General features: G+C 35.3%; 16 protein-coding genes. 13 read left to right on the top strand and 3 right to left on the bottom strand.

What is annotated here, in order from left to right:
- The first annotated feature begins 157 nt into the window (after window positions 1-157).
- From ABDW32_RS19035 to ABDW32_RS18990, 10 genes are all read left to right on the top strand, one after another.
- Window positions 158-352, top strand: a complete 195-nt coding sequence (locus tag ABDW32_RS19035) for a hypothetical protein (protein ID WP_343565260.1) — start codon at window positions 158-160, stop codon at window positions 350-352.
- Between the two features lie 99 nt (window positions 353-451).
- Window positions 452-1,438 (top strand): PDDEXK nuclease domain-containing protein, encoded by a 987-nt coding sequence (locus ABDW32_RS19030; RefSeq protein WP_343565258.1) that lies wholly within the window; start codon window positions 452-454, stop codon window positions 1,436-1,438.
- An 8-nt stretch (window positions 1,439-1,446) separates the two neighbouring features.
- Entirely contained in the window at window positions 1,447-1,809 is a 363-nt protein-coding gene (locus tag ABDW32_RS19025) for a hypothetical protein (RefSeq protein WP_343565256.1), read from the top strand.
- 296 nt (window positions 1,810-2,105) lie between these two features.
- Window positions 2,106-2,504, top strand: coding sequence for a hypothetical protein (locus tag ABDW32_RS19020; RefSeq protein ID WP_343565254.1), 399 nt, complete (start codon window positions 2,106-2,108; stop codon window positions 2,502-2,504).
- Window positions 2,505-2,699: 195 nt separating this feature from the next.
- Entirely contained in the window at window positions 2,700-3,215 is a 516-nt protein-coding gene (locus ABDW32_RS19015) for a hypothetical protein (RefSeq protein ID WP_343565252.1), read from the top strand.
- A gap of 147 nt (window positions 3,216-3,362) precedes the next feature.
- A complete protein-coding gene (locus ABDW32_RS19010) occupies window positions 3,363-3,809 on the top strand; it encodes a hypothetical protein (RefSeq protein WP_343565250.1) in 447 nt (148 codons plus the stop codon).
- Window positions 3,810-4,200: 391 nt separating this feature from the next.
- Complete coding sequence (locus ABDW32_RS19005) at window positions 4,201-4,821, top strand: hypothetical protein (RefSeq protein ID WP_343565248.1); 621 nt, start codon at window positions 4,201-4,203, stop codon at window positions 4,819-4,821.
- A gap of 233 nt (window positions 4,822-5,054) precedes the next feature.
- A complete protein-coding gene (locus ABDW32_RS19000) occupies window positions 5,055-5,831 on the top strand; it encodes a hypothetical protein (protein WP_343565246.1) in 777 nt (258 codons plus the stop codon).
- Between the two features lie 15 nt (window positions 5,832-5,846).
- Complete coding sequence (locus ABDW32_RS18995; RefSeq protein ID WP_343565244.1) at window positions 5,847-6,071, top strand: hypothetical protein; 225 nt, start codon at window positions 5,847-5,849, stop codon at window positions 6,069-6,071.
- Between the two features lie 125 nt (window positions 6,072-6,196).
- The gene (locus tag ABDW32_RS18990; protein WP_343565242.1) at window positions 6,197-7,078 is read left to right on the top strand and encodes a hypothetical protein; all 882 of its coding nucleotides are present in this window, start codon (window positions 6,197-6,199) and stop codon (window positions 7,076-7,078) included.
- A gap of 776 nt (window positions 7,079-7,854) precedes the next feature.
- On the opposite strand, the gene ABDW32_RS18985 is transcribed toward ABDW32_RS18990, so the two are convergent.
- Entirely contained in the window at window positions 7,855-8,871 is a 1,017-nt protein-coding gene (locus ABDW32_RS18985) for an ADP-ribosylglycohydrolase family protein (RefSeq protein ID WP_343565240.1), read from the bottom strand.
- 158 nt (window positions 8,872-9,029) lie between these two features.
- Here ABDW32_RS18985 and ABDW32_RS18980 point away from each other — a divergent pair, with 158 nt between their 5' ends.
- Together ABDW32_RS18980 and ABDW32_RS18975 are read left to right on the top strand one after the other, a co-directional pair.
- Window positions 9,030-9,476, top strand: coding sequence for a nuclear transport factor 2 family protein (locus ABDW32_RS18980; RefSeq protein WP_343565238.1), 447 nt, complete (start codon window positions 9,030-9,032; stop codon window positions 9,474-9,476).
- A 431-nt stretch (window positions 9,477-9,907) separates the two neighbouring features.
- Window positions 9,908-10,318 (top strand): hypothetical protein, encoded by a 411-nt coding sequence (locus ABDW32_RS18975; protein ID WP_343565236.1) that lies wholly within the window; start codon window positions 9,908-9,910, stop codon window positions 10,316-10,318.
- Between the two features lie 256 nt (window positions 10,319-10,574).
- Here ABDW32_RS18975 and ABDW32_RS18970 read toward each other — a convergent pair whose 3' ends face one another.
- Window positions 10,575-11,078 carry a hypothetical protein gene (locus ABDW32_RS18970; RefSeq protein WP_343565234.1) on the bottom strand — a complete coding sequence of 168 codons (504 nt, stop codon included), beginning with the start codon at window positions 11,076-11,078 and terminating at the stop codon, window positions 10,575-10,577.
- Window positions 11,079-11,330: 252 nt separating this feature from the next.
- Between ABDW32_RS18970 and ABDW32_RS18965 the strand changes: the two genes are divergently transcribed.
- A complete protein-coding gene (locus ABDW32_RS18965) occupies window positions 11,331-11,777 on the top strand; it encodes a nuclear transport factor 2 family protein (RefSeq protein ID WP_343565232.1) in 447 nt (148 codons plus the stop codon).
- A 501-nt stretch (window positions 11,778-12,278) separates the two neighbouring features.
- Here the strand turns inward: ABDW32_RS18965 and ABDW32_RS18960 are convergent.
- Complete coding sequence (locus tag ABDW32_RS18960) at window positions 12,279-13,076, bottom strand: hypothetical protein (protein WP_343565230.1); 798 nt, start codon at window positions 13,074-13,076, stop codon at window positions 12,279-12,281.
- Window positions 13,077-13,307 lie beyond the last annotated feature (231 nt).

Genomic DNA, 13,307 nt, shown 5'->3' with positions numbered 1-13,307 from the left:
TCACCGATTTTTCCTGATCGTTGCTCTAAAGCCTGTATGCTAGGGGCTTATTGTGTCGTAGTTTTGAGTCAACAAATAAGAACAACAATACTACTAACTCGCAAACTCATAGCCGTGAAGCGGTGGTTAAATCTTTGAAAAACAAAAAGGTGAGCGTTTGAACTGTGAGGTCAGCACGGATATCATCGAAGAGTCCGCTGACTATATAGTGGCTAAAGTAACGTTGAAATTTGAAGATTTTACCAAAACTGATTTAGTTACTTTGGAGCGTGTGGGAAGTGACTGGAAAGTATCTAAATCAATCAATTCGTATAAATTAGGAGTCATCTTAAATAAATATATCATGTTATGACACTACATCGATTGATGTGGTGTTTTTTGTGATAATAAGATTTTCTTTTGATTGCTAATTTTTTTAGATTTTTATATATTTGAGAAATAAACCTTATACATGGAGCAGCGTTTTGTAGAAATTATCCAGCTTATTAAAGAATCTCAATCTAAAGCTATTAAGGCAGTTAATACGGAATTAATGAATTTATATTGGCGTATTGGAAAGTATATTAGCGCGCGTATTGAAACTTCCGAATGGGGACAGTCGGTCGTCAAAGAATTGGCTTTTTTCATTAAGCAGCAAGAACCTGAATTGAAAGGTTTTTCAGATAAGAATCTTTGGCGAATGAAACAGTTTTACGAAACTTATCGCAGCAGTGAAAGACTCTCGGCATTGACGAGAGAATTGAGTTGGACAAATAATGTTTTAATTTTTAGTCGTACCAAGACAGTTGAGGAAAAGGAATTTTATTTGAAGCTAACTATCGAGGAAAAATATAGTTCCAGGGAGTTGGAGCGACAGATTAATAGTTCTGTCTTTGAACGCGCAATGATCGGAAATGTAAAACTCTCGTCACTGCCGAGAGAATTTGAAGTAGACATTAGTAAAGCGTTTAAAGATAGCTACGTTTTTGACTTTTTAAATTTACCAGAATCCTATAATGAAGGCGATCTTCAAAAAGGGCTGCTTCGTCAGATGAAAGATTTTATTCTTGAGCTAGGGCGAGACTTCCTATTTATTGACCAAGAATATAAAGTACAAGTAGGAAACTCTGACTTTTATATTGATCTACTTTTTTTTCATAGAGGATTACAGTGTTTAGTGGCATTTGAATTAAAAGTAGATAAATTTAAGCCCGAGCATCTTGGTCAATTGAATTTTTATCTAGAGGCGCTTGATCGAGACGTTAAGCGATCCAATGAGAATGCAAGTATTGGTGTTCTATTATGTAAAGATAAAGATAGTGAGGTGGTTGAGTATGCTTTGAGCCGCAGTCTTTCACCAACGGTAGTTGCGGAATATAAAACACAATTACCGGATAAAAAGCTACTTCAACAAAAGTTACACGAATTATTTGAACAGGCTGCCAATAGTGATATTTAAATTGTTATTTGCCGGAGGGAGAACCAGCAGGTGTGGAGCAATTGTTCGCCGAAGACTTTAGTCAAAAAGTTCAATTGGCAAATGCAAAGACCAACAGCCGTGAGGAAGTTGTAAAATATTTGAAAAAACAAAAAGGTGAGCGTTTGAACTGTGCAGTAAGCACTGATATCCTTGAAGAATCAGCTGACTATATGGTGGCTAAAGTGACCTTGAAATTTGAGAGCTTCACCAAGATTGGCTTGGTTACGTTGGAGCGCGAAGGTAACAGCTGGAAAGTATCTAAATCAATCAATTCGTATAAATATTACCTTATCACTGGTGGTTTACGAGTCATAGAAGCCAAACCGCTAGTGAATCATATGTTTATTTAAGGCCACCTCGCGAGATGTGGCTTTTTACGTCAAAAGGGCCTGATTTCTCATCAGACCCTTTCTCTTAGCGTTTTTTGTACAGTAAGTTGTATGTTTCCTATCGTTTCCTCTTTTGTGTTTCGTCATCCAATGTTTTTAAAGACAATTGGATTTTCACTGTACGACGCCAATTTTTATGTCGAACCTTTCTTTCGAAAGGTAACTTGTAGCCGTTTTGTATGGTAAGAACAATAGTCGGTTTGAAATAGTTTTATTTTGAGTAAATTATTTTTGATAACTTGAATTGACTTATTAAAATGGACAAGGACTTATATCAACAAAAACTTTTAGCGCACTATATCTCCAATTGGGGACAATATTATAAGGCGTTTACTTGGAAAAAAGGCCCATATCGCAACTTAGGCGATCATTTTAGGATCTTGGAATTTCCCCCAACAACCGAACGCAACATGTGGGCTTATGCCACTCTGGGGATGTCCTGCTATGATGATGAATTTGCCCTCGAACTGCACATTTTTTCTGATGAGCAAGACCAAACCTTAGTTGAATCATTGATTGTGGTTGCTCATTTTCATAGATTCCGCTCGCGTTTAGGACACTGGCATACCATCAATTGGGGAAGAGGATGGCGATTGGGGGCCTCTTGCTCCTATGGGCTGATTTCGTTGCCTTATTTGGATGGACCCGAACTGTAAGTTCTTAACCTTGATGAGAGTAAGTCAGTCCATTTCTATTGGTTAGTGCCTATTACAGAAGATGAATTAGCCTTTAAAAGGGAGTATGGTGCCGAAAAGCTTGAGGAAATATTTGAAGAAAGAGGGTTAGATTATTTGGATCCTTGGCGGGATAATATAATCAACTTTAAGACGAATCTATCTGATTGATTAATAATGAGTAAAAAGGTCTTATTGCTAATTGGGATAATACTCTTTTTTGGAGGGTATTCATTTGCTCAGTCAGCATTTCCTAGTAATGTTTCGTCCAAAATATCTGAAATTCAAATAAAGAATAAGTTAAGAAAAAAAGGATATGATCTAGACGCAAATATAAGGCGACAAGTCATTGATATGGATAGCCTGAATTTTATATCATCTTGCGACACTGTATTCTTTCTTGAGACATACGATTACCAAACTGGGATTTCTTATGGTTTGATATGGAATAAATATAAATCCATTGCATACGGATATTCGAACGGTAATTTATTTTTTAATGCCCACCCTATTTTTGACAAGCATATAATAGCTTTGGTCGGTATGTGGGATGTTGAAAAGATAGAAACAAACGGAGAAAAATCAACCATAATAAACCCATTATCAATTTTTGCTTCAAGAGCTATGATCAAACAAAAAGAAATACGAGTAGATTGTATCGCGTTTGATGATTTTTTGTCCGTTAGCAAGTAATAGTCTATTCTTTCACCTCCCCATTTCCTTCATTCACCGAGTTTTCCTGATGGTTGGTCTAAAGCCCATAGGCTAGGGGCGTATTGTGTCGTAGTTTTGATTCAACAAATAAGAACAACAGAACTAACACAATAAAATAAAAACATTATGAAAGCATTAGTAAAAACATTCGCAGCAGCAGCCTTAGTCGCAGTATCCACATTCGCTATGGCAGCTGAAGGACCAGGTTCCAAATCAGCAAAAGCAAACGTTAACCTTTCAACCGCAGACTTTGCCCTTGAGCATTATGTTGCAGTGACGACAGAAGGTGAATCTGCAGGCGTAGAGCAGTTATTTGCCGAAGATTTCAGCCAAAAGATCCAAACTTCCAATGCACAATCTCATGGCCGTGAAGCAGTGGTTAAATCTTTGAAAAAGCAAAAAGGAGAGAAGCTGAACTGTGCGGTAAGTACAGACATTTTAGAAGAATCAGCTGACTATATAGTGGCTAAATTGACTCTAAAATTTGAAAATTTCAGCAAAGTAGACCTTGTGACTTTGGCACGTGAAGGTAATAGCTGGAAAGTATCCAAATCAATCAATTCCTACAAATAAGAGCCATCCCTTATAAATATATAAGTTGTGAAGCCATGTCTCAGGACGTGGCTTTTTCTGTTTTAGCTCCTTCCTATTCTTTTAATTTTTTGCAACAAATTCGGTTCAACAAGCGATCAAATTAGGTATTTAAACAGAACTGTTCCGTACTCGCCAGTGATTACTCAATGAAGACTGCATAACCAGTGACTAATTACTGTCTAAAAATTGGTTGAAAATTGTGAATAGGTATAAGTTGATATTTGAATGTATCAGTTTTATTGCATATCTTATTTTAACAAGGGCAACGCATTGAACACGGAAAAATCTACAATTTGGAACTTAGAGATTCTTACGGCGATGAAAAAATAGATCCAGATCTATTGAAAAACCCAAACAATATGATTTATAAATGAAATTAATTTTTAAAATATGTTTGTTCGTTGGATTAATATTAAACATATCATGTCAAAATAAGGCTTCTGATAGAAATGATATTGTTTTAGATAATGATAAAAGTACTTCCATAGATACTCTAACGAAAAAGTTAAACAAATCAGTAGGTATTAAAGAGTTTGTCTTAAGCCAAAACAGCGAAGTTTTTTATGATAGAATCGATCTACATCTTATATATGGAAAAACAAAAAATAATAGACTTTTTAAGGGACGAATTATGTGGTTTAGAAATTATTTTAAGGAAAACATGCATACGGAGATGAGTTTTTCGCAATTTCTTAATGACCTTTTAACCAACCCTCAGGATGAAGCTTTTATAGCAGAAATAGTTGATAAAAATGATATTTTTAATAAAGACCCAGAAATATTAAAATATAAGGATAAACCGCTTTCAGATATTATTGAGCGATTTACTTTTCGTAAAGCTGGTATGGATAATTTGTTCTTAAAAAGTGAGTTTGTCAGCCCATTAAGTGCAAAATATTCTATAGCCTATTTATTCTATTTAAAAGGTTTTCTGTTAGTGGAAGATGATTATGAACCGGCTACTTTTTTTATTCCTTTGAACGGAAAATGATTGGTAAGTGCGATGTGAAAAAGAAAGCTTAAAATGACTATTTCTAAAATATATTGACCCTTATTTAAGGCCACGTCGGGAAATGTGGCTTTTTTTGTTCTCAATTAATTCTGAAAATTGAGTTTTTTATATAATTTTAGCGGGTAAAGGGAGGACAATTGACTGGTTGCTGTCTTTTGTAAAAAATATCTGCTGTATTATTAAAAATTACGATAACCTAAAATACATATTTTATGTGGTTTAAACATCTAATTCCTGGATATTGGATTTTGTCTATTTTATTTATAACCACTGTAAAAGGGCAGAGCATAAACACAAGATTATCTCGCGAGATTGACCTTATTTTTAACGAAAAGAGTCTCGTTGATCACGTAGAAATTGAATCTATTCTTTATGGTCTTTCAGGTAATACTGAAACCAGAAAGGAAGTTCATTATTTTAATGAACGACAGCGAGCCATTAGCGGTCAGAGTTATTTTGTGGAACGTGGCTATCGCGGATCATACCAGAATGAGTTTAGAGATGATACTTTGTTGGTAAAACAAATTGTATTTAGCAGCGGTCCTTATAATCAGAATGATAAGTCTGTTATAGTATATCACTATGACCAAAATAATTTTTTGATTAAACAGATCAAAACAGAAGGTGAGACAGATATTTATAAGGAAATGGAGTACCTAAATGATGAGAAAGGCAACCCGATCAAATTGGAAATAGATGGAGGAAAATATGGCTATGAAGCTGCATCGTATGATTACCCAAATAACATTGTCTATACATCAATAGTTAATGCTCAAAATGAGACCATAAGCACCTCAAAAGGTCTTATCGACTATACCGTTAAAAATCCGAAATACGAGTATAATGAATATGGCGATTCTGTTGATACGGAAACCTATAAATTTAGCTATAAATACGATGATAAAGGTAATTGGATAAAGCGAACAAGAAAGAATAAAAAACGAAATAAAACCGATCAGGTCATTACGCGTAAAATAAGCTATAGGTGATATATTTTAGATGTTATGAATGTGTTAGAAACAATTAAATTTTCGGAAAATCCAGAGCGATTGGATGAACTTTACATCAAGATGGGTATACCGTTAGATTCGGATCCCGAGGATCTCGGTATTTATTGTTTAAACACACTGGACCTGTCATCTGAAATTTGTATTCTTAACAGTGAAGAATCTAATGAGGAACTTATTTTTGACAGAAATGGCATCAAATATATACTTTATTTTCTATAAGTCATGCTACGGATTTGATCGAATATTATTTGCGATTAAAAGGCAGGGATTATTCAGACAAGGTGATGGGAGATCGACTTATTGAATATGGGAAAAATGATGCCTAAAGTGTTATTTATCAGCTGATGAATCGTTTTGTATTTATTTTTAGTGTGGTTATTGGCGTATTAACGCTTTCGTGTGGCTCCAATAAAAAGGAAGAATCAATAAAAAATATACAGGGTGATTGGGTTTTTGATACTTCTGGCTTGCCCAACATCGGAACAGGAAGAATTATTTCAAAAATTCGTGATAACTGTGGTTTTAAGTTTCAAAATGACTCCTGTAAAATGAGATGTGCATTTTATAGAAAAAATGAATCCAATGTTTGTGATGGTATGACCACTGGATCTATGACAAATTTCGACATTAGAAACGATTCTTTGCGGATTTGGGATCTTGAGCGAAAACGGTGGCATACCTACTTAATAAGAAATCTAACAAAAGATAGTTTGGTGTTATTTGATCGAAATATGCAATATGACATAAGGTATGTCAGACCCAAAAATGCAAAAGATATTCTTTTTGATGGAATCATTGTTTCTAAATTGTTTTTTGGAGAAGGGTATGAATGTTTAGATGAATCATTTTACTTTAATAAACAAGGATATTATTATTATAAAAACAGCACAAATAAGCTTGCTAGCTATCGGCTTAGTCAACATATTGTCAATGATATATTTTCAGGTTTTAGTCATTTGGATATACATTCTTTAAAGCAGGAGTATATTGGAGGCGGTACGGGAGCATCAGTTCATTACTCTATATCTTTTGTCAAAAACGATAAGGTAATCAAAAGAGTGATCGATCATCAGAATACAGGACCAGATCAACTGTTGCAAGGCTATATATCAATGATTAATAATTTAAAGCAGTCGAAAGGGGAAAGTATAACTGTGAATAATAATGTGTCTAAGTTGGTAGACGAGGAATTTGATGCTTTTTGTCAAAAGATGGGGATAGATTAGTTCTTTAGGAGACACTTTAAAAAAGCAAGAAATAGTATAATGGGGTCATATCAAAATAGCCATTTGATATGACCCCATTACTTTAAGCTGTTATTTTATCTGAGTATCGCCGGCTCCTTGTAGGTATCAATGAAGTTGAATAGGACACTTTTGGTTTCGGTATCCATTTTCTGTATGTCGTTGATACGTTCTAACGTTTCCTTGCCGTAAGAAGTGTTTTCTCCTTCCCCGATTAAAAATCCACCGTTATGCCAAAGGTTTTGGCCATTTTGGCGACCGTCTCAATGGGCGGCAAATTTTCATTGTGTTCATACTAATAGATATGGTTATCCGGATATATTAATTAAATATAAAAATGATGGTGAATCATAGCAAACAAAGCCCGCATATGCGGGCTTTGTTTGCTTCGTATAAATAAGAATCTCCTTATAAATATATAAGTTGTAGAGTCTCATCGTGAGATGTGTTTTTTTTACGTCGAAAGGGCCTGATGATAATCAGGCCCTTTCTCTTAGCGTTTAATTGTACAGTAATTTTTATGTTTCCTATCGTTTCCTCTTTTTTGTTTCGTCATCCAATGTTTTTAAAGACTATTAGATTTTCACTGTACGACGCCAATTTTTATGTTGAACCTTTCTTTTGAAAGGAAGCTTGCTGCCGTTTTGTATTGTAAGAACAATAGCAGATCTAAAATAGTTTTAAAAACAAATATTTAGATGCTTTAAAATTGACATGGTTGAAATAAGTCTATCTTGCTAGGGGTTACTATCGAATTCCTAATCCGGATATCTTCTCGCTATTTTTTCTATCAGCAATTTGATATCATCATAGCGGGCGAGGTTCAGGAGCCAATCTTCAGGTATACTTTCCAATCCATAGTACAAACCAGCTAATCCTCCTACAATCGCAGCTCCGGTGTCTGTATCTTCGCCAAGGTTAATAATAGATAATACAGTATCCCTATAGTTTTCTTTTTCCATAAAAAACCATAAGCTCGATTCTAAACTATCGATTACATAACCACTTGACCTTAATTCATTAGGTGATTTAGACCGAATGTCATGCAAAATCGTGCTATTAAAATGGATTATTTCTGACTCAGGGAAATTGCTATCCGCCCAGAATTTAGAAACCTGATTCCGCATTTCAGCGTAAGCCTGCTCTTTGGCCAAACCGAGCAAAATGAGTTCCGCTAATTTAAGGTAGATAAAACATGCCATTGCAGCGCGTACATGTTTATGCGTTAGCGCCGAAATCTCCCAAATTTTCTCAAATTGTTCCGACGGACTAAGTCCTTTGATTTCAAATAAAAGGGGCAATATTCTCATTAACGAACCATTGCCGTTATCTCGTTCTTTTGCCTGATATTTTAGCGCTTTTAGCTCGCCGATTTGCCCGGATTCGATAATATTTTTAAGCTCACCGATCGATTTAGCCGTGGTGATACCAATATCAAATACTTCTCCTCTTGCCGTCCACAACTTACCTTCCTTCCAAGCTATAAATTTTTTGGAGATATCCTCCAAATCATACCCACCTAACAACGAGTCCGCGAGACATAAGGTTAAAGATGTATCATCCGACCAGGTACCCATAGGTTGATTATGGCTGCCAAATCCGATCATTTCATTAGCTGGATTTTTTAGCATATCTTCTTTCTGCCTGAATTCAAATGGTACGCCAAGAGCATCACCAACCGCAATGCCAAACAATCCACCATACATTTTATTTTTCGTTTGACTAGTGGATGAATTAGACTCTATATTCATAAATAATTTGACCGTTGATTCCATATCAATATAATAAAAAATATTCACCTCCCCATTCCCGCCATTCACCGAGTTTTCCCGATCGTTGGTCTAAAGTCCATAGGCTAAGAGCGTATTGTGTTGTAGTTTTGAGTCAACAAATAAGAACAACAATACTACTAACACAATAAAATAAAGACATTATGAAAACGCTAGTAAAAACATTCGCAGCAGCAGCATTAATCGCAGTATCCACTTTCGCAATGGCGGCTGAAGGACCAGGTTCCAAATCAGCAAAAGCCAACGTTAACCTTTCCACAGCAGATTTTGCTCTTGAGCACTATGTTGCGGTCACAACCGAAGGAGAGTCGGCGGGGGTAGAGCAATTGTTTGCCGAAAACTTTAGTCAAAAAGTTCAATCTTCCAATGCGCAAACTCATAGCCGTGAAGCAGTGGTTAAATCTTTGAAAAAACAAAAAGGTGAGCGTTTGAACTGTGCAGTGAGCACCGATATCATCGAGGAGTCAGCAGACTATATGGTGGCTAAAGTGACCTTGAAATTTGAGGGCTTCACCAAAACTGACTTAGTTACGTTGGAGCGTGTGGGGAATGAATGGAAAGTGTCCAAATCGATTAATTCGTATAAATAACTAACTAGTGATCTGCCTAGATCGGTACAAGGCAGATCACTAGTGAAACATATGTTTATTTTAAGGCCGCGTCGTGAGATGTGGCTTTTTATTTTTCGTATTATTATGAGTTGATAGGTATGCCAACGGAAATGAGTGTATATAAATAATTGAGATGAAAAAATATAAAATACTATGGGTTATTATAAAGTATTGTTTGTTTTTATTTTCCCTTTATACTCTTGTAAATATTTTTACTGGTGAAATTGAGTTTTCTGAAATTCCATCATATATACTACGTCTTATAATACGACTTTTTGTTTGCATTGCGATCGCGGTAATTAATCGGATTGAGACCTATTATGGCGAAAGAAGATTATATTTAAAAAGGCTTTCTGATCAAAAAATCTATAGATTCTGTGAGCAATAATAGACTTAACATGTTTTAATGTATGCAGTTCAATAATAACCATCAGCAAAACCCTGGATTAATAGTGAGAAAAACTAAAAGTTGGCCATTCTTAACTATCTTGTTTTTATTAGCTTTAGCGATCATTTTTGCTCGGCTAATTACTCCATCGATGGTATTGGGAAAATATTATTTCAAATATCACGAATGTGGTACCTTAGCAGAACTTCCTGACAGTGATGATACGCTAACTTTGCTTGATGATAATAAATATAGAAGTTATTATTGGGGTAACGGAGAATATCGCGTAGAATACGGGATTTTTAGAACTCTATTGGTTTTGAGTTATTCAGGAGGAACTGCTTCACACGAACTTGAAATTAAAAAAGTAGGAAATAAGATCAATATTGTTTTGGATGATGCTTGCAATTTTTTCTACGTAAAGACTGATTAGAATAAGTCGGATTGAATATGACAAAATTTATAATCAGAGCTACTTTTTAGTTATTAAGCTGTAATAGCTACCCGTAGTCCGCAACCAGCAAACTGGCGCACGATAAAAATAAAGGCAAGGAAAATACCAAAATTTAAAGCAGGGAAAGCATTCACTGAATGTGTAGCAAAAGCAAGATCAAATAAAGAAGAAAGGCGGAACAACGTTCCGCCCTTCTTCTTTATTTGATCGTCAATATGGGAACAGATTTAAGAGATTAAAAATGTTCTTCGTGAGTTTTTCCTACTACATATCTGAAATAAATGTTTGGATATAGAAAATATTCGCCTGAAAATTGCTTCCCGGAGAAAAGATACATGTTTTTGAGATCGGATGTAATCCTTGATCTGCATTCACCTATTTTTTCAAAATCAATACAAATAGGTATTAGTATAGGCTTGGACTCATATCCTTTTTGTTTTAGATCTATGTAAATACTCTTGAAATCAAGCTGTCCTTTTATTGTCTGCATATATTCGACAAATTTGGGATGTGCACTATCCGAAAAAGTTAAGGAATCAATCTCTCCTTTATTATCAAAAATAACTTTGATTAGTGTTAGCGTTGAAGCACAATTTTCTTGAAGTATTGAAGGATATCTCATAGTATGAGTCAAACTGGAATAGAACTTTTCAAAGGATGGAAAGTCGTTATTCTTTTGACCTAAAGCTATCTGAGAGATAATCAACAACACTGCGGTAACTAATATAAACTTTCTCATATTAACTATATTTATTGATATTATAGACTCTTGTGCTCAAAGCTTGGAAGTTTTAATATTAAAGATAGCTGTTATCGTCAGATTATCAAAAAGTCGATAATTTATTATTGACCTTCACCTCCCCATTCCCGCCATTCACCGAGTTTTCTAGATCGTTGGTCTAAAGCCCATAGGCCTGAGGCGTATTGTGTCGTAGTTTTGAGTCAACAAATAAGAACAACAATACTACTAACACAATAAAATAAAAACATTATGAAAGCATTAGTAAAAACATTCGCAGCAGCAGCTTTAATCGCAGTATCCACATTCGCTATGGCCGCTGAAGGACCAGGTTCCAAATCAGCAAAAACAAACGTTAACCTTTCAACCGCAGACTTTGCTCTTGAGCATTATGTTGCGGTCACGACCGAAGGTGAATCTGCAGGTGTGGAGCAATTGTTCGCTGCTGATTTCAACCAAAAGATCCAATCTTCCAATGCACAATCTCATGGCCGTGAAGCAGTGGTTAAATCTTTGAAAAAGCAAAAAGGAGAGAAGTTGAACTGTGAAGTAAGCACAGACATCTTAGAAGAATCAGCTGACTATATGGTGGCTAAAGTGACTCTAAAATTTGAAAATTTCAGCAAAGTAGACCTTGTGACTTTGGTACGTGAAGGTAATAACTGGAAAGTATCCAAATCAATCAATTCCTATAAATAAGAGCCATCCCTTACAAATATATAAGTTGTGAAGCCATGTCTACGGATGTGGCTTTTTCTGTTTTAGCTCCTTTCCATTCTTTTAATGTTTTTGCAGCAAATGGGATTCAAAGAGGGATCAAATTTGATATTTCAACAGAGCTTGTTCAGTGCTCGTTCAGTGCTTGCTCGGTGATTACTCAATGAAGACTGAATAACCAGTGACTAATTACTGTCTAAAAATTGGTCGAAAATTGTGATTAGGGATAAGTTGGTATCTGCATGAATATATTTTTACATCAAAAGGGCCTGATTCTCATCAGACCCTTTCTCTTAGCGTTTAATTGTACAGTAATTTTTATGTTTCCTATCGTTTCCTCTTTTTTGTTTCGTCATCCAATGTTTTTGAAGACAATTGGATTTTCACTGTACGACGCCAATTTTTATGTTGAACCTTTCTTTCGAAAGGAAGCTTGTTGCCGTTCTGTATAGTAAGAACAATAGTCGGTTTGAAATAGTTTTGTTAAATTTTGGAATATGTTATTTTTCTCTTTTCCAATGATTTTTTCTCTTTACCTTTTTTTTGAAACCGTGTTGCTGATATCCAATTGCCGTATTTGTCATATTTATATTCATAGAACACTGTAGATGAAGATAGAAAGTTCCCGTATGTATCATAGACAATATCGTCGCTTATTTTCCCGTTTTTGCTGATATATCCTTTCTCTGTTTTAACCGCGGTTCCTCGTTGATCATACTCGGTGCTTATTACTAAATCATTTGTGTAATCATATTCGGCTTTTGTAAAACCATACTTGCCATCATTTTCCATATAATGAATAGGATCTCCCTGTTCGTTGTATGCAATGTCTATCTTCCAGGTACATTCCCCAAGATCATTTAGGGCCATTTGCTTTGTTATATTCCCTTTACGATCTCTGGTATAATATATGGTTTCTACTTTTAGAGGGAGGAGCGGATGCTTAACTTCCATTCTTCTTTCCAGGAGTATCGTATCGTTTAGATATTTGTTTTCGAAAAAAAACGTTTGTTCTCTGGTCTCATTGTGTCTGGATTCGGATACAACTCGGTTGCGCTTGTTAAAAATATAGGTGGTTTTTATTTTTTCTGCACCATTCGAAGTATAAAAGACCGCTTCCTTCTCCATTTTTGCTACTGGGACATTTGGAAGTGTTTCAATGGTGAAATCTTTGTCCCTCGTATACCGTAAGATGTTTTGGCTATAAACTGAGTTAGTATATGCAATCATCAGTATAAAGAAGAGGATTTTTACTGTTTTAAAGGTTAGGTTGCCTGACATTGTCGTTTAATATATAAGATGAATATGGGCAAAATTATTCTGAAATGCAACTCGCTTCACCTCCCCGTTCCTACCATTCACCGAGTTTTCCCGATCGTTGGTCTAAAGTCCATAGGCCAGAGGCGCATCGTGTTGTAGTTTTGAGTCAACAAATAAGAACAAGAATACTAACACAATAAAATAAAGACATTATGAAAACGCTAGTAAAAACATTCGCAGCAGCAGCCTTAA

Source organism: Sphingobacterium sp. (assembly GCF_039596235.1).
GTDB lineage: Bacteria > Bacteroidota > Bacteroidia > Sphingobacteriales > Sphingobacteriaceae > Sphingobacterium.
This window is presented reverse-complemented; position numbering and strand designations above follow the sequence as displayed.

Excerpts from the sequence above, each read along its gene's own strand:
- ABDW32_RS18965 (WP_343565232.1), top strand. The coding sequence starts at position 11,331 with ATGAAAGCATTAGTAAAAACATTCGCAGCAGCAGCTTTAATCGCAGTA.
- ABDW32_RS18995 (WP_343565244.1), top strand. The coding sequence starts at position 5,847 with ATGAATGTGTTAGAAACAATTAAATTTTCGGAAAATCCAGAGCGATTG.
- ABDW32_RS18990 (WP_343565242.1), top strand. The coding sequence starts at position 6,197 with ATGAATCGTTTTGTATTTATTTTTAGTGTGGTTATTGGCGTATTAACG.
- ABDW32_RS19010 (WP_343565250.1), top strand. The coding sequence starts at position 3,363 with ATGAAAGCATTAGTAAAAACATTCGCAGCAGCAGCCTTAGTCGCAGTA.
- ABDW32_RS19015 (WP_343565252.1), top strand. The coding sequence starts at position 2,700 with ATGAGTAAAAAGGTCTTATTGCTAATTGGGATAATACTCTTTTTTGGA.
- ABDW32_RS18975 (WP_343565236.1), top strand. The coding sequence starts at position 9,908 with ATGCAGTTCAATAATAACCATCAGCAAAACCCTGGATTAATAGTGAGA.
- ABDW32_RS19005 (WP_343565248.1), top strand. The coding sequence starts at position 4,201 with ATGAAATTAATTTTTAAAATATGTTTGTTCGTTGGATTAATATTAAAC.
- ABDW32_RS19030 (WP_343565258.1), top strand. The coding sequence starts at position 452 with ATGGAGCAGCGTTTTGTAGAAATTATCCAGCTTATTAAAGAATCTCAA.
- ABDW32_RS19020 (WP_343565254.1), top strand. The coding sequence starts at position 2,106 with ATGGACAAGGACTTATATCAACAAAAACTTTTAGCGCACTATATCTCC.
- ABDW32_RS18980 (WP_343565238.1), top strand. The coding sequence starts at position 9,030 with ATGAAAACGCTAGTAAAAACATTCGCAGCAGCAGCATTAATCGCAGTA.
- ABDW32_RS18970 (WP_343565234.1), bottom strand. The coding sequence starts at position 11,078 with ATGAGAAAGTTTATATTAGTTACCGCAGTGTTGTTGATTATCTCTCAG.
- ABDW32_RS18985 (WP_343565240.1), bottom strand. The coding sequence starts at position 8,871 with ATGGAATCAACGGTCAAATTATTTATGAATATAGAGTCTAATTCATCC.
- ABDW32_RS19000 (WP_343565246.1), top strand. The coding sequence starts at position 5,055 with ATGTGGTTTAAACATCTAATTCCTGGATATTGGATTTTGTCTATTTTA.
- ABDW32_RS18960 (WP_343565230.1), bottom strand. The coding sequence starts at position 13,076 with ATGTCAGGCAACCTAACCTTTAAAACAGTAAAAATCCTCTTCTTTATA.